Source organism: Lactobacillus sp. WILCCON 0059 (assembly GCF_057197985.1).
On the sequence record NZ_JBUBHN010000001.1, the window covers coordinates 1,524,109 to 1,541,021 of the forward strand.

The window sequence follows — 16,913 nt, forward strand, 5'->3', positions numbered from 1 at the left end:
TCTACAGACCCTGGGCAGCCCGGTCAACCAGCTCGCTGACTGAGCCGGACCAGAGATTCTGTCCTGGATTTGCCTGATCCTTTTTCAAGTGAATCAAAAATTCAATATTCCCCTTGCCGCCTTTGATTGGCGAATAGTCAACACCCAAAATGGAAAAGCCGATTTCCAGGGCCTGGGCCATGGTGTGCTCAATCACGGCCTGGTGGACGGCATGGTCGCGGACGATCCCGTGCTTGCCGACATTTTCCGGACCTGCCTCAAACTGGGGCTTGATCAAGCAGACGGCATCCCCTTGGTCTTTCAAGATTTCATACATCGGCGGCATGATCAAGTCCAGGGAAATAAAGGACACGTCCGTCATGGCAAAGTCCGGCAGGCCTTCGGTAAAGTCGGCTGGAACCGAGTAGCGGAAGTTCTGCCGCTCCATCACCACCACCCGGGGGTCATCCCGAAGCTGCCAGGCCAGTTGATTGTAGCCCACGTCCAAGGCATAGACCAGCTTGGCCCCGTTTTGCAGGGCCACGTCGGTAAAGCCGCCAGTTGAAGCCCCAATATCCAGGCAGATCTTGTCTTTTAAGTCAATATTCCAGACCTTGACTGCCTTTTCTAATTTGAAGCCGCCCCGGGAAACATACTTTAGCTTGTCTTTTTTAATGAAAAATTCTTCGTCAACCGGAAACTTCTCCCCGGCCTTGTCGATCCGCTGGTGGTTATGGTCAGTCACCAGCCCCGCCATGATGGCTCTTTGCGCCTGGGTTCTGGAGTTAAAAATTCCCTTGGCGGCCAATAATACGTCCGCGCGTTCTTTACTTGCCATTAAAGCACCTTCTGATACAAATCCAAAAAGCCCAGCAAAACTTCTGCCTTTTCCCCGGCCAGATCAGCCTTGCCCATTTCAATCAGCTGCTTGAGCTCCTGTCTAGTTGCTTCAGCCCCCAGCATGGTCAAGCTGTTGTTCTTGCCAACTTCTTGATCCTTATGGGTCGCCTTGCCCGCTTCTTCCTGGCTTTCAACGATATCTACCAGGTCATCATAGAGCTGGTAAGAGCGGCCAAAGTGCTTGGCAAAGGCCAGGTACTTTTGTGCCTGCTGGTCTGGGCAAGCGGCTAAAGCCGTGGCCATCTGGACGCTGGCCAAAATCAAGCAGCCGGTCTTCAGCCATTCCATATGGTCAATTACTTCTTCGCTGCTGTCTTCATTGTTAGTGGTGTCGATATCCAAGTATTGGCCAGCCACCATCCCCTTAGGACCCACTGCTTCAGTGATGATCTCGACCAGCTTCCAGTTGTGTTCAGCCTGGGCGATCCACTGGATGCCTAAGGGCTGAAGGCCATCCCCAGCCAAGATAGCTTCAGCCTCGCCCCACTTCTTGTGGCTGGTCAATTTCCCCCGCCGGTAGTCGTCATTGTCCATGGCCGGCAGGTCATCGTGGATCAAAGAATAGGTATGGATCAGTTCAATGCCGCAGGCTGCCTGGATTTCTTTTTCCGTGATTTCAATGCCCAAGGCGTCCAAAGTTGCCAAAAAAAGCAGGGGCCGCAGGCGCTTACCCCCGGCCATGACTGAATAAGCCATGATTTCGGCAAAGCGGGGGTCATCGCTTTCCTTTGGCAGTTGCCCCTTTAAAAAATCATTGACTATCGGCGTGTACTTAGCTTGAAATTCTTTAAAAGTTGTCATGATCTTATTCCTTTGGCGCTGAGGCATCAGTTGGGTCAAGTTCCTTCTCGCTGCCATCTGATTCAATCAACTTGGCCACGGTGTTCTCCGCCTTGGTCAATTCCTGCTTCAATTCCCGGCTCAGCTTGACCCCAGTTTGGAACTGGGCCAATGATTCTTCTAATGACAACTGGCCATTTTCCAGCTGACCAACGATTTCCTGCAGCTCCTTGAGCTGACTTTCAAAATTGTTCTTTTCAGTCATTTTTTTCTTCCTTAATTTCTTCAATCCGGCCGATCGCCTGGCCATCCTTTAAGTGCAGGCGAACCTGGTCGCCTGGCGACAATTGCTGAACTGACTTGACCACGGTGCCGCTTGCGTCAGTCGTGTAGCTGTAGCCCCGGGCCAGGGTCTTTAAAGGACTATAGTCGTCCAGCTGCTGGACGGCCTGCCGGCAGGCGGCCTGCTTTTGCTCCAGAATCCGCTTGATCCCCAGCTCCAGGCTCTTGGCCAGGTAATTATTTTCCTGCTTGAGCTGCTTGATCCGCCGGTCTGGAGCCTGGTGCTGAAGGCGCTGGGTCAAAAGGCTGAGCTTTTGGCTTTGGTCTTTGACAATAACTTCCATCATCCGGTTCAGCTGCTGGGACAATTGGTCGACCTGCTGCATTTTCTGCTCATAGAGGCGCTGGGGTTCTTTCATGATAAAAGAATTTTCCAGCTGGGCCAAAGCCTGGGCCCGGACCTGAATAACGGCCCGGATATCAGTCAAAAGCCTGGTCTGCAGCTGGCCGATCTCAGCCAGGACCCGGGTCAGATCCGGCGTCGCCATTTCAGCGGCTGCTGTTGGCGTAGCTGCCCGGCAATCGGCGGCCAGGTCGCAAAGAGTCGTGTCTGTTTCGTGGCCAACTGAGGAAATCACCGGCATTTTCATGGCGTAAACCTGCCGGACCACTTCTTCTTCGTTAAAAGGCCACAGGTCTTCTAACGACCCGCCACCCCGGCCGATAATGAGCACGTCATATTCATCTGCCCGGACTTGAATCTGCTGCATGGCGGAAACCAGGCTGCCGGCCGCGCCCTCTCCCTGCACCTGGGCCGGGAAAAGGTCGATTTCAGCGTGCGGGAAGCGGCGGTTAGCCGTTACCATGATGTCGTGGATGACTGCCCCAGAGGCTGAAGTCACAACCGCGATCTTATCTGGAAAAAGGGGCAGAGGCCGCTTGTGCTCTTGGGCAAAAAGGCCTTCTTTAGCCAGTTTCTCCTGCAGCTGCTTGAAGCGCTCAAACAAGGCCCCCAAGCCGGCTGGTTCCATGCTTTTGGCATAAAACTGGTAGCTGCCCTGGGCCTCATAAGTTGACAGGCGGCCGGTCACGTAGACCTTCATCCCTTCTTCAGGCTCAAACTTGACTTTCTCAAAATCACCGCGGAACATTACCACATTGATTTTAGACTTGTCGTCTTTTAAAGAAAAGTACTGGTGACCACCTCTGCGGAAGCGGAAATTCGACAATTCCCCTTGGAGAAAAATTTGATGAAGGTAGGGATCTCGGTCAAACTTCTGCTTGACATACCAATTTAATTCACTGACAGTCAAGTACTTTTCTTCAGTCCCCTTAATCGAGTCCATGCTGTCTCCTTGTCAATTTAATGACTTCTTCCATTAAAAACTCTACCGTCAATGGACCAACCCCGCCGGGCACTGGCGTGATCCAGCTGGCCTTTTCTTTAACGGAATCAAAATCAACGTCGCCGACCAGGCGGCCGTCTACCCGGTTGATGCCCACATCGATCACCACGGCACCTTCTTTGACCATGTCAGCCTTGATCATTTCCGCCTTGCCAACCGCGCAGACCAAGATATCGGCCCGCTTAGTCAAGTCAGCCAGGTTCCGGCTGCGGGAGTGCAGGATTGAAACAGAAGCATTTCTTTCCAGCATCAAGGCGGCCAGAGGTTTGCCAACAATATTTGACCGGCCGACGATCACGGCGTTTTTGCCAGTCAAGTCAATTTGGTAGTGGTCTAAGAGGGCAATAATGCCGGCAGCCGTGGCTGGTTCAACAAAGTGCTTGCCCTGCCAAAGGCGGCCGATATTAGCCGGAGTCAAGCAGTCAACGTCCTTTTCTGGATCGATTCTTTCGATTACCCGGTCAGCATTGATCTGCGGGGGAACCGGCAATTGGACCATCAAGCTGGAAACTTCCGGGTCGGCATTCAAGCTGTCGATCAGCTTTAATACATCTTCTTCACTTTCATCAGCCGGCAATTGGTAGACCAGCTGCTTGATCCCCAGTTTCTCAGCCTTCCGTTTCTTGGAGGCGACATAGACCTTGCTGGCCGGGTCATCACCAATATTGATTACGCAGAGTTTAGGGCTGACTCCGTGTTCTTTTAAGGAAGCCACTTCGCTGCCTAACTTTTCGCCTAATTCCCGGGCCAGCTTCTTCCCGTCCAAAATTTCTCCCAAAATTGCCTCCTTAAGAAAAAAAGCCGGCAAAACGCCGGCTTAAAGATTATTCTTGCACAAAGTTTGCCAATATGCCATTGATGAAGGCCTTTGACTTCGGGTCATCAAACTCGTCACACAAATTCAAAGCCTCGTTGATGGCTGACCGGTCTTCAATAACCGGGCTGTACAGCATTTCGTACAGGGCTACTTCCAAAATCGCCAAGCTGGTCTTGCTCAACCGCTCCAAGCGCCAGCCTTGCTTCAAGTTAGCGGAAAGCTTGTCACGCAGTTCAGCCTGCTTGTCGATCACGCCGCTGACCAGTTCCTTGCTGTAGGCCGGCAAAGTATCCAAGTCCAAAGCAGACTTGACATTATCTTCCAATTCACTGGCCGTCAAGCTGGGATCCTGGTTGTACAGATAAATGGCTTGCAGTGCAATTCTTCGACTATCGTGTTGATTCATTACTTATCTTCTTCTTGATCGGGGAATAATGGTTGATCAGCATCTTCAAAGTTCTTTTCATCTTCAGGGAAGACGAGACCAACGACATGAACATCAATTGACTTCAAATTCATATCCGTCATCTGAGTCAGCTGCTGCTTCAAAGCTTCTTGAATCTTGCCCGCAACAGCTGGCACGTTGACGCCGTACTTGAGATATACGTAAACGTCAGCCGTCAGTTCGCCGTCTTCATCAACAGAGACGGCAACTCCCTTGCCCCGATCCTCGCGGCCAAAGACACGGCTCAAGCCTGACTTCAAGCCACCGCGCATCCCGGCAACGCCGTCGACCTTCTGAGCAGAAATGCCCAGAATGACTTCGAGTACTTGCAGGTCGATCTTGATTTGATCGCCCTCATCATTGCCGCTTAAAACGATTGTTGAATTATCAGCCATTTTTCCACCTCGAAAACTACTACTTAGAACGTGATACGTATGAACCGTCACTAGTGTTGATCGTCAGCACGTCACCAACGTTAATAAAGAATGGCACGGTGACAACCAAACCGGTTTCCATCGTAGCTGGCTTACCACCACCTGATGAGGTATCGCCGCGGATGCCTGGTTCGGTTTCAACGACTTCCAGGTCAACCGTGTTTGGCAGGTCCAGACCCAAGGTTTCACCATTGTGAGAAATAATGTTCACAATCATGTTTTCCTTCAGGTACTTGGCTTCCTGGTCAATCTGGGCGTTCGGCACTTCCAATTGCTCGTAAGTTGCCGTGTCCATGAAGACATAGCTTGAACCGTCGTTGTAAAGGTATTGCATTTGCCGGGTTTGAATGTCGGCCGTTTCAACCTTGGCAGTTGAACGGAAGGTGTATTCTTGAACAGCGCCGGTCCGCAAGCTCTTCAGCTTTGAACGAACGAAGGCACTACCCTTACCTGGCTTAACGTGCTGGAATTCAACGATACGCCACAAGTCGTTGTTGTATTCGATCGTGAGGCCGTTCTTGAATTCGTTAACAGAAATCATTGTCATCTGGTAAATCCCCCATTTCTACATCTTAAATTGTACCAATAAACACTAAATTTTACCATAAAAATAATCTTACAGGTGAATGAGTTCGTCCTTTGGCAAAGTTGACAAAACTTCCGGCGTGTCGCCGTTAACCAAAATATCATCTTCGATCCGGACCCCGCCTTGCGGCAGGTAGATGCCTGGTTCAACCGTGTGCACGATTCCATTTTCCAGGGTCGTCTGGCTGAACAAAAATTCCGGCTGGCACATTTCGTGGATTTCCAGGCCGATCCCGTGGCCAATCCCGTGACCGAAGTATTGCCCGTAACCAGCGTCATTGATGTAGCCCCGGGCTGCCTGGTCAACATCCTTGCCAGTTGCCCCGACAACGGCGGCAGCAATCCCCCGCTTTTGGGCTTCCAAAACGATCTTGTAGATCTTTTCCAGTTCGTCTTCCACGCTGCCCAAAGCGTAAGTTCTGGTAATGTCGGCGGTGTAGCCGTTGTATGAGGCGGCCGCGTCAATTACGACCAGTTCATGCTCTTGCATCAAGCGGTCGCTGGCCACCCCGTGAGCCCAGGAAGACCGCGGACCGGAAGCGATGATTGAGTCATAGCCCGGGCCGTCGCCGCCGTATAACTTGAAGAGGTAGTCGAGCTTGGCGCCCACGTCTCTTTCCTTAGCGCCCGGCTTGAGCATTGGCAGAACTTCTTCAAATGCTCTTTCCGAAATTTCAACCGCCTTCTTGAGAGTAGCCAGTTCCAGGTCATCCTTGACATTGCGGACCCGTTCCACGATTTCAGCAGCCATGACCATCTCAACATCTGGCAGCTGGGCCTTGATCGCGTCATATTCATAAGCAGAAACGAATTCTGCTTCGACTAAGAGCTTCTTGACCCCCAGTTTCTTGACTTCTGCCGCGATTTCAGCAGCTTCACGTCCATGCTTCATGACCACCTTCAATTCACCCACAGCCTGGGCTTCGATTTGCGGGGCAAAACGGGAGTCTGACAGAAGTACCCGGTCGCCGTTTTTGGTAATGATCAGCTGGGCTTCTTCACCTGTAAAGTTGGTCAAGTAGCGGTAGTTTGCCCGGTTGAAAACCAGCAAAGCATCCGCGTCTTTGTCCTTGATCAAGTCAGCAGTTTCCTTGATCCGTCTGGTCAGCAGACTTAACAATTCATTGTTTTTGCTCATAAGCACCATCCTTTTCTGCAGCTTTTAAGCTTTTGTTCATGATGCTTTTATTATACAAAAGATCAAGGGCTTAAACATGCTTTCCCTTGAAAAAGGGCAAGAAAAAAGCAGGCAGCTGGGCTGTCTGCTCCTTTGCCGGCTTGATTATTCAGCGTCTTCTACTGGCAAAACAGAAACTTGCTTCTTGTACTTGCCAAGACGTTCGAACTTAACAACACCGTTAGTCAATGCGAACAAAGTGTCGTCGCCACCGCGGCCAACGTTCTTGCCTGGGTGGATCTTAGTACCACGTTGACGGTAGATGATTGAGCCAGCGTGTACTTCTTGACCGTCGGCACGCTTTGCGCCCAAACGACGACCAGCTGAGTTACGACCGTTGGCAGTTGAACCACCACCCTTGTGGTGGGCGAGTAACTTTGCGTTTGAAAGAATGTTCATCATCATAGTGTTCACCTCTTACTAAGCTTCGATGCTCTTAACAGTAACCTTGGTGTAAGGTTGACGGTGACCGTACTTAGAATGTGAGTGCTTCTTTGGCTTGTACTTGAAAGTTACAACCTTCTTTTCCTTGCCTTGCTTGTCAACACTGGCAACTACCTTAGCACCTTCAACTAATGGAGTACCAACCTTAACGTCGTCACCATTAGCTACCAGGATAACTTGGTCAAAAACAACTTCTTCGCCAGCTTGTACGTCAAGCTTTTCAACGAAGATACTTTCGCCTTCGGCAACCTTGTATTGCTTGCCACCGGTCTTAATAACTGCGTACATTAGTACACCTCCGTATAAAATTACTTAGACTCGCCATCAAAGGTGCTGCCCAAAGCAGGCTTGTCAACCTTATCTGCGCGGTTGCAGAATCGAGGTATCACTCAAATTGCAACTCTGTTAGTATAGCACGCTTTGCCCGCCTTGCTCAAGTCTTTTGCCAGGCAAATTCCTGTTTTTGCCAGATTTTTTGCGTTAAACTCAAAAGAGATAATTTGTAAGGAAGAAATCGAGGGAAAAATATGCCAAAATTCTATGGATACAAGCGCTGCTCCACTTCCCGCAAAGCCCAGAAGTGGTTTGACGACAACGGCATCAGCTATGACTTCCAGGACCTGGTGGAGACTCCGCCTGAAAAAGACCTGCTCTTGTCCTGGCTGACCAAGTACCAAGACCGCGGCCTGCGCTACTTTTTCAATACCAGCGGCCAGCACTACCGGCAAATGGGCCTGAAAGACAAGTTGCCGGACATGACTCTGGAAGAAGCAGCTGACCTCTTGTCTAAAGACGGCAAGCTGATCAAGCGCCCCCTGGTCGTTGATGACCAGCACTTAACCTGCGGCTTTAAAGAAGAGGTCTATGAGCAGACCTGGAAATAGCAAAAACAAGTTCCGACTTCCGGAACTTGTTTTTTATTTCTTTTATTCCCCTAAGGCTTGGGTCAGGTCAGCAATCAAGTCATCCGCGTTTTCCAGGCCAACTGAGAGCCGCAAAAGCCGCGGCGTAATCCCCAGCCGCAGGCGCTGGTCTTCTTCAACGTCGTCATGGGTCTGGTAGTAAGGAATGGTCAAGAGGCTTTCTACCCCGCCCAGGCTTTCCGCGAAAGTAATCAGCTTGACGCTCCTCAGAACTCGGTCGACTTCTTCGTCGCTGTCCAAATAAAAGGAGATCATCCCCGCCTTGCCCGGGTAGAGGACTTTTTCCACGTGCGGCGCCTGCTCCAAGAAGGAAACAATTTTTTTCGCGCTGGCCGTGTGCTGCTGCATTCTTAAAGGAAGAGTCTTCAAGCTTCTGGTCAAAAGCCAGCTGTCAAAAGCCGACATGGTATCGCCAACCGTGATCGTGTATTGGAAGTAAAAGTCGGCCAAGACCGGATCCTTGACCACCACGATCCCGCCTAAGATGTCGTTATGGCCCCCCAGGTACTTGGTAGCTGAGTGAATAACCACGTCTGCCCCTTGGGTCAAGGGCTTTTGGTAATATGGCGTGTAAAAAGTATTGTCAACAGCCACCAGGATGTCTGGATTATAGTCATGAACGGCATCTGCCACGGCCTGGATGTCCACGCTCTTCATCATCGGGTTTGACGGAGTTTCCAGCCAGACCAGCTTCGTCTTTGGCGTCAAAAGTTCCTTTAATGAGTCCAGAGCTTCCCCGTTCCAGAGCTTGAACTTGATCTGGAAGTGGTCTGCCAGGTGGCGGAAGTAGCGGAAGTCGCCCCCGTAAAGGTCGTCTAAGCTGACTACTTCATCCCCGGTCTTCAAAACGCTCAAGACCAGCTGAACAGCTGCCATCCCGCTGGCTACCGCGAAAGCTTGGCATCCTTCTTCCAGTTTGGCCAGGGTTTCTTCCACTGTTTTCCGGTTGGGGGTCTCCACCCGGGAATAAGTGAAGCCCTGCAAGCGGTCAAAGTTGACCGCCTGGTCCAAGTCCGGGTGCCGGTAACAGGCCGACAAGTATAGGGGCTGGGCAACCGGATTAGCTCCGTCTTTAATGCTGCCAGCTTCCGCCACGATGGTCTCAAAAGACCGGGTATCTTTTTCTGTCATCTTTTTTCTCCATTTCCTCAAATCCGTTATCTTTTAGCCTTTGCCAGGGCCTGGGCAATGTCGGCGATCAAGTCATCCGCGTCCTCAATGCCCACGGCGAAGCGGATCAGTCCTGGCTTGATTCCGGCAGCCAGCTGCTCTTCTTCTGACAATTCAGCATGGCTCATCTTGCTTGGCAGTTCGACCAGGCTCTCAACCGCGCCCAAACTTACAGCCAGGCTGAAAAGCTGCAAACTATTGACAAAAGCTACCGGGTCATAAGCTTCGTCGTCCAGTTCACAGGAGAAGACACCGCCAGCCCCCTTGGCTTCTTTACGCAGCTCCTCATAACCAGCTAAGTCTGGATCACCTGGATAGTAGATCTTGTCGATTCCAGCTTGCTTTTTCAAAAAGGCAATAATGGCCAGGACATTTTCCATCTGCCGGTCTAAGCGCAGTGACAAGGTCTTGATTCCCCGGGCCAGCTCATTGGAATCTTCCGGCGACAAAATCCCGCCGATGGCATTTTGCACAAAGTAAACCCGCTTTGCCAGCTCTGCTCCCTTGGCAATCACGGCCCCGGCACTAACGTCGGAGTGGCCGGCCAGGTACTTGGTCGCGCTGTGCACGACCAGGTCTGCCCCGTATTCAAGCGGCCGCAAAAGATAAGGACTGAGGAAAGTGTTGTCGGTAATGGCCAGAATGCCGTGCTCATGAGCTAATTTGGCAATTCCCTCAACCGGGGTCACCTGCAAGAGCGGATTGGTCACCGGCTCAAAGTAGATTGCCTTGGTATTAGGCTGGATCGCTTTTTCCACTGCCGCCAAATCCCTGGTGTCAACCGCCGTGAAATCCAAGCCCCGGTCTTTGAAGTACTGGTAGACAATCCGGAAGGTGCCCCCATAGATCTGATCACCGATGACGATATGGTCACCTGCTTCAAAAATCGCCAAAGCCGCGTGAATCGCCGCCATCCCACTGGCAAAAACAAAGGCCCGGTCGCCGCCCTCTAAGCTGGCCAGCTGCTCTTCAACGGCATTTCTGGTTGGATTGCCCGACCGGGAATAGTCATACTTTACTTCCGCCCCGATCTTTGGATAGGCAAAAGTGGTCGCCTTGTAAACCGGCACGGCCACGGCTCCTGTTTGATTGTCGTCTTGCCTTGGCTGGTGAACCAGCCGCGTGTTAAATCCCGCCATCTTTTTCCTCCTTTTTGTATTAAGTCTAATCTCATCATCAGAACTTTTCTTTAATCTAAGCTTAATTATACCCGAAGGAGCAGGCTTTTCATAGAAACGAAAATTGAAGAAAAAATAACCTCCGAAATTAGGATCCTAATTTCAGAGGTCAGATTTATTAGCCGCCAAGGTAGGCCTTTTGCACGGCCGGGTCACTGAGCAGGTCCTGCCCGCTGCCGGTCATCTTGACTTCGCCTGAAGCCAAAACGTAGCCCCGGTTGGCAATGCTGAGGGCTTGCCGGGCGTTTTGCTCGATCAAGAGAACAGTCATGCCTTCCTTGTTGATACTTTTAATAATGTCAAAAATTTCTTGAATGTAGATTGGCGCCAAACCCATGGAAGGTTCATCCAGCAAGAGCAGCTTTGGCCGCGCCATCAAGGCCCGGGCCATGGCCAGCATCTGCTGTTCACCACCGGAAAGAGTGGCGGCATCCTGCTTTTGCCTTTCCTTCAAGATCGGGAAACGCTTGAACATGGCTTCCATGTCCTTTTCCACCCCATCTTTGTCCTTTCTGAGGTAAGCGCCCAGCTGCAGGTTTTCCTTAACCGTCATCCCGGCGAAAATCCGCCGGCCTTCTGGCACCTGGGAAATCCCGGCAGCCACAATCTTTGGCGCGGTCAGCTTGGACAAGGACTGGCCCAGGAAGACAATATCACCGTTAGCCGGCTTCAAGAGGCCAGAGATCGTCTTCAAAATAGTCGACTTGCCGGCACCGTTGGCCCCGATCAAGGTCACGATTTCGCCTTCCTTGATGTCAAAACTGACGTCGCGGACGGCCTTGATCGCCCCGTAATTGACTGAGAGGTGGTCGACTTTTAAAATTTCTTTAGGCATCTGCTCCACCTCCGAGGTATGCGTTAATTACGGCTTCGTTGTTTTGAATTTCACTTGGCGTCCCCGTTGCCAGCAGCTTGCCTTCAGCCAAAACATAGATTCTTTCCGCCAGGTTCATGACCAGGGACATGTCGTGCTCGATCAAGAGGACGGCAATCCCGTATTCAGTCTGCAGGCGCTTGATCAGTCTGGTCAAATCAGCCGTTTCTTCCGGGTTCATCCCGGCAGCTGGTTCATCCAGGCAGATGATCTTTGGGTCAGTTGCCAGAGCCCGGACGATTTCAACCTTCCGCTGGGTCCCATATGGGAGACTGCCAGCAGGGAAGTACATGACATCCTGCAGGTCAAAGTCCTTCAGCAATTCCTTGGCCCGCTCTTCCATGGCATCTTCAGTCTTATAGTAAGCTGGAAGCCGGAGAACCGCGGTCAAGAAATTTTCCTTGTAATGGTTGGTCAAGGCAATCAGCACGTTTTCCAAAACGGACAACTGGCTGAAGAGGCGGATGTTCTGGAAAGTTCTGGAAATACCCATCTGCGCTACCTTGTAGGCCTTGGTATTTTTCTTAACTTCTTGGCCACCGATTTTGACCGTACCAGTGGTGGCTGGCGCCACCCCGGTCAGGCAGTTGAAGAAGGTAGTCTTCCCGGCCCCGTTAGGCCCGATCAAGGCAACCAGTTCTTTTTCGCCCACGTGCAGAGAAACATCGTCGACCGCGGTCAAACCGCCAAAGACTTTGGTGATGTGGTCCGCGCTTAAAGCTTCTGTCATTTCAGTTCCTCCTCACTACTTGCTTTCTTTTCCGGCTTCTTTCATGTCGCCGTCTTGCTTTTTAGTCAAAAGGCGCTTGAAAGAAAATTCCCACTTGCCAAACAAACCGCCTGGCTTGAAGATCATGATGATGATCAAAGCTACCGCGTAGAAGACCATCCGCAAAACGCCCAGGCTTTGCAGAGCCGCGTCCAAAACACCCAAGAGGGTAGTGGCCACGAAGGTCCCGGTGATGCTGCCCAGACCGCCAAGAACCACGAAGATCAAAATGTTGATTGATTCCATGATCCCGAAGCTGGACGGAACGATTGTCTGCAGGTATGAAGCGTACAGGGAACCCGCGATAGCAGCTGTTGCTGCCCCTAAAACGAAGGCTGACAATTTCCACTTAGTCGTGTTGACCCCCATGGCTTCAGCCGCGATTTCGTTTTCCCGGATGGAAATAACCGCCCGGCCGTCCCGGCTGTGAATAAAGTTGACAGTCACGATCGTGGTCAAGCAGACAAAGATGTAAACCACGTCCCAGGTCGCAAACTGAGGAATGTTAAACAGACCAGCTGCCCCGTTGGTGATCTTCATGTTGTTGATCACGATTCTGATAATTTCCGCTGCCCCCATCGTCGCGATGGCGAAGTAGTCGCCGTGCAGACGCAGGGTCGGAATGCCGACCAAGAGGGCAACAACAATCGCGAGAACCACCCCGACCAGAATCGACAGGTAAAAGCCGCCTGCCGAGTTCATCGTCTGGGTCATGATCCCGGTGGCGTATGCCCCCAGGGCCATGAAGCCCGCGTGACCCAATGAGAATTGACCAGAAAAGCCGATGACCAGGTTCAACCCGACCGCCAGAATGATGTTGATCCCAATCGTTACCAGCATGTTTTCAATGAAGGTATTGATCACGCCGGTCAGCATCAAGGTGTTGATCAGGTAAAAACCTGCCACCATGAGGATCAGCCAGCAAAGATTGTATTTCCAGTTTTTCTTCATCTGACTTCTTCCTCCTAAACCTTTTCAACTTGCTTCTTGCCAAACAGACCGCCCGGCAGGACAAGCAGGATAACAATCAAAACGATGTAGACGGCCGCATCTCTGAAGGCTGAGAAGCCCATGGCCTGGACGGCCGTTTCCAAAAGACCGATCAAGAAGCCGCCGACAGCTGCCCCTGGGATGGACCCGATCCCGCCGAGCACGGCGGCAACGAAGGCCTTGATCCCTGGCGTCATCCCCATCAGTGGGTCAATTGAGTTGTAGTACAAGCCGATCAGAACGCCGGCTGCCCCAGCCAGGGCGCTGCCCAGGGCGAAAGTAATAGAAACAGTATGGTTGATGTTGATCCCCATCAAGCTGGCTGCGTCGTAGTCAGTTGAAACTGACCGCATGGCCCGGCCGGTCTTGGTGTAGTTGATGATGTACATCAAACCCAGCATCAAAACTAAAGTAGTAACCAGGATGATCAGCTGAATGTTGGAAATCGTTACCCCGCCCAGGTCAAAAGTCTTCCGCTTGATGACCTGAGGGAAATTCCGCGTGTCTGAAGTTACCAGGTAGGACATCCCGTTTTCAAGGAAGAATGAAACACCAATGGCCGTAATCAAAGCAGCAACTCGGGGCGCGTTTCTCAGCGGCCGGTAGGCAACTGCTTCAATAATCACGCCGGCCAAGCCACAGACAATCATAGCCGTGATCAAGGCGGTGATAAAGCCAAAGTGCAGGTAGTTGATCGTGTAGTAACCCCAGTAAGCACCTAGCATGTAGACGTCCCCGTGAGCGAAGTTAAGCAGCTTTGAGATCCCGTAAACGATCATGTATCCCAAAGCCAGCAAAGCATAAATGCTGCCGAGGGAGAGCCCATTTATCAATTGCTGGAAAAATGTTTGCAAGTTTAAAACCTCCTTGACTTGCCTGTGGCATTACCGGCTAAATTATCAAATCCAAAATTAATTACTTAACCGTGTAAGCCTTTGATACCTTGCCGTTGGTCATTTGTTCAACAACGACTGACTTTTGCGGGTTGTGCTTGGAGTCCATAGTGATGTTCCCAGTTACGCCCTTGAAGTTCTTCAGGTTTGCCAGGCCCTTTTGGATAGCGCTTGAAGATACTTCGCCTTCGTTCTTGGCAGCGTCGACGATCATGTAAACTGAGTCGTAAGCCAGGGAGCTGAAGGTTGCCGGTTCTTCACCGTACTTAGCCTTGTAAGCCTTCAGGAACTTAACAACTTCTGGTTCCTTGGACTTGGTTGAGAAGTGGGTAGTGTAGTAAACGTTGGTTGCGTTCTTGTTGCCGGCGATTTGGGCAAGCTTTGGTGAGCCCATGCCGTCAGCACCAACAACTGGAACGTTTAAGCCCATTTCCCGGGCCTGCTTGAGGACCAGACCGATTTCAGTGTAGTAGCCTGGCAGGTAGATTGCTTCTGGCTTCTTGCCCTTAATGGTAGTCAGGGTTGAGTTGAAGTCCTTGTCACCTGATTGGAAGTATTGGGTAGTGACGATCTTGCCGCCCAGCTTCTTGAATTCCTTAGTGAAGGACTTGGTCAGACCAGTACCGTAGTCAGTTGAGTTGTCAGCCATGATGGCCACGCTCTTCTTCTTTAAAGTGTTGTACATGAAGTCAGCAGCCTTCTTGCCTTGGAACGGGTCGATGAAGCAAGCACGGAAAGCGTACTTTTGCGTCTGCCCGCTCTTGGTTTGAGTGAATTCAGCAGCGGTTGCTGATGGACCAACCATTGGCACGCCCGCTTTGGTCAGGTTGGCGATTGAAGCAGTAGCGTAAGCCGTAGCTGCCGGGCCGACTTGGGCAACGATCTTGTCGCTGTTGGCCATTTGGGCAGCTACAGAAGCGGCAGTTGAAGTGGATGACTTGTTATCGCTGATATACAGCTTAACCTTGTAAGTCTTGCCGCCGATCTTGACGCCCTTCTTGTTGATTTCTTGAGCAGCTAAAGCAACCCCCTTCTTTTCTTGCTGGCCGTAGCTGGCAACTGAACCGGAAAGTTCCAGGTTGACCCCGATTCTGATCGTGTTGTCACTGGACTTGTTGCCGGCAGTTGAGCTGGTCTTGGCGGTTGCACAACCGGTCAGGGCTGCGGCGGACATCATAGTTGCGGCTGCTAAGCCGAAAGCTTTCTTAAATTTCATGACGGTTTCCCCATTTCAATCAAATATATTAGACTTCTGATTCTTGATTATCACTTAAACCTAAATTAAAAAGGTCTTCACTCATCTCGTGAGTGAAGACTCTTAATCCGGATCATTGAGCTCACTCACAAATGCAGACGAAGAAGAGCTCACACAGAGCTCTACATAATTTGCAAGAGAGTAATGACGGCAGCTGAGAACAGCATGGCATTATTCATTTGTTGACACATTTGACATTTCATAATTCTCAGCTCCTTTTAATTTTAAGTTGCTTTTATTTTATTTAACTTTTGTCTTAATGTCAAGCTCATTTATCATTTTTGTTTAATTTTTGTTTTTAGGCAAAAAGAAAAAGGAGCGGGTGGCTCCTTTTTCTAACTTTAAAACTTCTTGCCGGTTGCCCGGTAGCCGATATCGCGCCGGTAGAAAGTCTGCGGGATATCCAGCTTGGCCAGGTAGGCATAAACGTGCTCTTGCGCTTCTTTTAAGTCAGCAGCTTCTGCCCGAACCATCAAGATCCGGCCGCCGCTGCCAGCCAAATCGTCAGCTGGGCCGGTTACGTTGGCATAGTCAACGTAAATGCCCTCTTCTGCTGGCAATTGGCCCAGTTTTTGCCCCTTAAGCGGCTTTTTCGGATAGCCTTCAGCGGCCAAAATGACGCCAAGGACTGCCTCATCCTTTTCTTCAACGGCTGGCATTTCCTCGTCATTTACGTTTGCATCAACCAGTTCAGCAAAGTCGCTCTTCAAGCGTGGCAATACAACTTCCGTTTCCGGGTCGCCAAGACGGACGTTGTATTCGATCATCTTCGGCCCCTGCTTGGTCATCATGAGGCCCAGGTACAAAACGCCGTGGTAGTCATAGCCGCCTGCAAGAAGGCCCTTGGCCGTTGGCTCAACCAACTGGTCAACGATTTCTTGGTATTCTGCTTGACTCAACTGCGGAACCGGGCTGTATGACCCCATCCCGCCAGTGTTTGGCCCCTTATCGCCGTCATAGGCCCGCTTGTGGTCTTGAGCCAGGGGCAGGAGACGGTACTTGCCGCCTTGCATGACGGCAAAGACGGAGTATTCAGGACCAGCCAGGAATTCTTCAAGAACAACCTGCTTTTGGCCCTTGGCAAACATTTCCGTCAAAGTACTTTCTGCCGTTTCCTGGTCTTCAGCGATAACCACGCCTTTCCCGCCAGCCAGGCCGTCTTCTTTCAAAACGACTGGCAGGCCAAAGTCTGGCACGGCACTAATCGCGGCTTCCGCCGTCTGGAAGGTTTCGTAGCGCGGGTGCGGCACCTGGTATTTTTCCATGAACTGCAGAGCATAGTCTTTTGACCCTTCCAGTTGGGCTGCTCTGGCATTTGGACCGAAGACTTTTAAGTCAAAAGCGTGGAAGTAGTCAACGATCCCGGCTACTAAGGCATCTTCCGGCCCGACAAAGGTCCAGGCAATATCTTCCTTAATAGCAAAGTCCTTCAAGGCCTTGAAATCATCTTCTGGAATGCCAGTGGCTTTAACGCCGATCGCGGCCATGCCGGAGTTGCCCGGAGCACAGAAGACTTCAGCAACGTGCGGGCTCTTCTTCAAAGCGCGGGCGACGGCGAATTCCCGGCCACCAGACCCGACTACCAAAATTTTTAGCTTGTCTTTCATTTTTA

At 51.2% G+C, this 16,913-nt stretch carries 20 protein-coding genes and 1 other annotated feature; of the genes, 1 reads left to right on the forward strand and 19 read right to left on the reverse strand.

Features of this window, described 5'->3' with window-relative positions:
• Position 1: 1 nt before the first annotated feature.
• From ACYVUT_RS07135 to rplU, 11 genes are all read right to left on the reverse strand, one after another.
• Positions 2-817 (reverse strand): TlyA family RNA methyltransferase, encoded by an 816-nt coding sequence (locus ACYVUT_RS07135; protein ID WP_484500444.1) that lies wholly within the window; start codon positions 815-817, stop codon positions 2-4.
• Positions 817-1,680: a polyprenyl synthetase family protein gene (locus tag ACYVUT_RS07140; RefSeq protein ID WP_484501751.1), complete on the reverse strand. Its 864-nt coding sequence runs from the start codon at positions 1,678-1,680 to the stop codon at positions 817-819. Before ACYVUT_RS07140 ends, ACYVUT_RS07135 begins: the two co-directional genes overlap by 1 nt.
• Before the next feature lie 4 nt (positions 1,681-1,684).
• Positions 1,685-1,924: an exodeoxyribonuclease VII small subunit gene (locus tag ACYVUT_RS07145; protein WP_002879682.1), complete on the reverse strand. Its 240-nt coding sequence runs from the start codon at positions 1,922-1,924 to the stop codon at positions 1,685-1,687.
• A complete protein-coding gene (gene xseA / locus ACYVUT_RS07150) occupies positions 1,917-3,287 on the reverse strand; it encodes an exodeoxyribonuclease VII large subunit (protein ID WP_439774700.1) in 1,371 nt (456 codons plus the stop codon). Before xseA ends, ACYVUT_RS07145 begins: the two co-directional genes overlap by 8 nt.
• Positions 3,274-4,125, reverse strand: a complete 852-nt coding sequence (locus ACYVUT_RS07155) for a bifunctional methylenetetrahydrofolate dehydrogenase/methenyltetrahydrofolate cyclohydrolase (protein ID WP_439774699.1) — start codon at positions 4,123-4,125, stop codon at positions 3,274-3,276. The genes xseA and ACYVUT_RS07155 overlap by 14 nt, the downstream gene beginning before the upstream one ends.
• A 46-nt stretch (positions 4,126-4,171) precedes the next feature.
• Positions 4,172-4,570, reverse strand: a complete 399-nt coding sequence (nusB, locus tag ACYVUT_RS07160) for a transcription antitermination factor NusB (RefSeq protein WP_439774698.1) — start codon at positions 4,568-4,570, stop codon at positions 4,172-4,174.
• Complete coding sequence (locus ACYVUT_RS07165; protein ID WP_004560645.1) at positions 4,570-5,004, reverse strand: Asp23/Gls24 family envelope stress response protein; 435 nt, start codon at positions 5,002-5,004, stop codon at positions 4,570-4,572. The genes nusB and ACYVUT_RS07165 overlap by 1 nt, the downstream gene beginning before the upstream one ends.
• Before the next feature lie 19 nt (positions 5,005-5,023).
• Complete coding sequence (efp, locus tag ACYVUT_RS07170; protein ID WP_035174949.1) at positions 5,024-5,590, reverse strand: elongation factor P; 567 nt, start codon at positions 5,588-5,590, stop codon at positions 5,024-5,026.
• 69 nt (positions 5,591-5,659) lie between these two features.
• Positions 5,660-6,766 (reverse strand): M24 family metallopeptidase, encoded by a 1,107-nt coding sequence (locus ACYVUT_RS07175; RefSeq protein WP_484501752.1) that lies wholly within the window; start codon positions 6,764-6,766, stop codon positions 5,660-5,662.
• A 144-nt stretch (positions 6,767-6,910) separates the two neighbouring features.
• Positions 6,911-7,210 (reverse strand): 50S ribosomal protein L27, encoded by a 300-nt coding sequence (gene rpmA / locus ACYVUT_RS07180; RefSeq protein ID WP_201331855.1) that lies wholly within the window; start codon positions 7,208-7,210, stop codon positions 6,911-6,913.
• A gap of 15 nt (positions 7,211-7,225) precedes the next feature.
• On the reverse strand, positions 7,226-7,537 hold the full coding sequence (gene rplU / locus ACYVUT_RS07185; protein WP_003618434.1) for a 50S ribosomal protein L21: 312 nt from the start codon (positions 7,535-7,537) through the stop codon (positions 7,226-7,228).
• 16 nt (positions 7,538-7,553) lie between these two features.
• Positions 7,554-7,630, reverse strand: a sequence feature (ribosomal protein L21 leader region).
• 146 nt (positions 7,631-7,776) lie between these two features.
• Here rplU and ACYVUT_RS07190 point away from each other — a divergent pair.
• A complete protein-coding gene (locus tag ACYVUT_RS07190; protein WP_439774811.1) occupies positions 7,777-8,133 on the forward strand; it encodes an arsenate reductase family protein in 357 nt (118 codons plus the stop codon).
• A 42-nt stretch (positions 8,134-8,175) separates the two neighbouring features.
• On the opposite strand, the gene ACYVUT_RS07195 is transcribed toward ACYVUT_RS07190, so the two are convergent.
• From ACYVUT_RS07195 to purD, 8 genes are all read right to left on the reverse strand, one after another.
• Positions 8,176-9,303 (reverse strand): trans-sulfuration enzyme family protein, encoded by a 1,128-nt coding sequence (locus tag ACYVUT_RS07195; protein WP_484501753.1) that lies wholly within the window; start codon positions 9,301-9,303, stop codon positions 8,176-8,178.
• A gap of 26 nt (positions 9,304-9,329) precedes the next feature.
• Positions 9,330-10,481, reverse strand: coding sequence for a trans-sulfuration enzyme family protein (locus ACYVUT_RS07200; protein ID WP_484500450.1), 1,152 nt, complete (start codon positions 10,479-10,481; stop codon positions 9,330-9,332).
• Positions 10,482-10,638: 157 nt separating this feature from the next.
• Complete coding sequence (locus ACYVUT_RS07205; RefSeq protein WP_484502051.1) at positions 10,639-11,343, reverse strand: ABC transporter ATP-binding protein; 705 nt, start codon at positions 11,341-11,343, stop codon at positions 10,639-10,641.
• Between the two features lie 4 nt (positions 11,344-11,347).
• Positions 11,348-12,124: an ABC transporter ATP-binding protein gene (locus ACYVUT_RS07210; protein WP_439775985.1), complete on the reverse strand. Its 777-nt coding sequence runs from the start codon at positions 12,122-12,124 to the stop codon at positions 11,348-11,350.
• Positions 12,125-12,139: 15 nt separating this feature from the next.
• Complete coding sequence (locus tag ACYVUT_RS07215) at positions 12,140-13,114, reverse strand: branched-chain amino acid ABC transporter permease (protein ID WP_439775984.1); 975 nt, start codon at positions 13,112-13,114, stop codon at positions 12,140-12,142.
• Between the two features lie 14 nt (positions 13,115-13,128).
• Positions 13,129-14,007, reverse strand: a complete 879-nt coding sequence (locus tag ACYVUT_RS07220) for a branched-chain amino acid ABC transporter permease (protein ID WP_439775983.1) — start codon at positions 14,005-14,007, stop codon at positions 13,129-13,131.
• A 61-nt stretch (positions 14,008-14,068) separates the two neighbouring features.
• Positions 14,069-15,262 (reverse strand): ABC transporter substrate-binding protein, encoded by a 1,194-nt coding sequence (locus tag ACYVUT_RS07225; protein WP_439775982.1) that lies wholly within the window; start codon positions 15,260-15,262, stop codon positions 14,069-14,071.
• A gap of 380 nt (positions 15,263-15,642) precedes the next feature.
• Complete coding sequence (gene purD, locus ACYVUT_RS07230; protein WP_484501754.1) at positions 15,643-16,908, reverse strand: phosphoribosylamine--glycine ligase; 1,266 nt, start codon at positions 16,906-16,908, stop codon at positions 15,643-15,645.
• Positions 16,909-16,913: the final 5 nt, after the last annotated feature.

Coding starts and splice junctions, on each gene's coding strand:
- ACYVUT_RS07135 (WP_484500444.1), bottom strand. CDS start 817: ATGGCAAGTAAAGAACGCGCGGACGTATTATTGGCCGCCAAGGGAATT.
- ACYVUT_RS07140 (WP_484501751.1), bottom strand. CDS start 1,680: ATGACAACTTTTAAAGAATTTCAAGCTAAGTACACGCCGATAGTCAAT.
- ACYVUT_RS07145 (WP_002879682.1), bottom strand. CDS start 1,924: ATGACTGAAAAGAACAATTTTGAAAGTCAGCTCAAGGAGCTGCAGGAA.
- xseA (WP_439774700.1), bottom strand. CDS start 3,287: ATGGACTCGATTAAGGGGACTGAAGAAAAGTACTTGACTGTCAGTGAA.
- nusB (WP_439774698.1), bottom strand. CDS start 4,570: ATGAATCAACACGATAGTCGAAGAATTGCACTGCAAGCCATTTATCTG.
- ACYVUT_RS07165 (WP_004560645.1), bottom strand. CDS start 5,004: ATGGCTGATAATTCAACAATCGTTTTAAGCGGCAATGATGAGGGCGAT.
- efp (WP_035174949.1), bottom strand. CDS start 5,590: ATGACAATGATTTCTGTTAACGAATTCAAGAACGGCCTCACGATCGAA.
- ACYVUT_RS07175 (WP_484501752.1), bottom strand. CDS start 6,766: ATGAGCAAAAACAATGAATTGTTAAGTCTGCTGACCAGACGGATCAAG.
- rpmA (WP_201331855.1), bottom strand. CDS start 7,210: ATGATGATGAACATTCTTTCAAACGCAAAGTTACTCGCCCACCACAAG.
- rplU (WP_003618434.1), bottom strand. CDS start 7,537: ATGTACGCAGTTATTAAGACCGGTGGCAAGCAATACAAGGTTGCCGAA.
- ACYVUT_RS07190 (WP_439774811.1), top strand. CDS start 7,777: ATGCCAAAATTCTATGGATACAAGCGCTGCTCCACTTCCCGCAAAGCC.
- ACYVUT_RS07195 (WP_484501753.1), bottom strand. CDS start 9,303: ATGACAGAAAAAGATACCCGGTCTTTTGAGACCATCGTGGCGGAAGCT.
- ACYVUT_RS07200 (WP_484500450.1), bottom strand. CDS start 10,481: ATGGCGGGATTTAACACGCGGCTGGTTCACCAGCCAAGGCAAGACGAC.
- ACYVUT_RS07210 (WP_439775985.1), bottom strand. CDS start 12,124: ATGACAGAAGCTTTAAGCGCGGACCACATCACCAAAGTCTTTGGCGGT.
- ACYVUT_RS07215 (WP_439775984.1), bottom strand. CDS start 13,114: ATGAAGAAAAACTGGAAATACAATCTTTGCTGGCTGATCCTCATGGTG.
- ACYVUT_RS07225 (WP_439775982.1), bottom strand. CDS start 15,262: ATGAAATTTAAGAAAGCTTTCGGCTTAGCAGCCGCAACTATGATGTCC.
- purD (WP_484501754.1), bottom strand. CDS start 16,908: ATGAAAGACAAGCTAAAAATTTTGGTAGTCGGGTCTGGTGGCCGGGAA.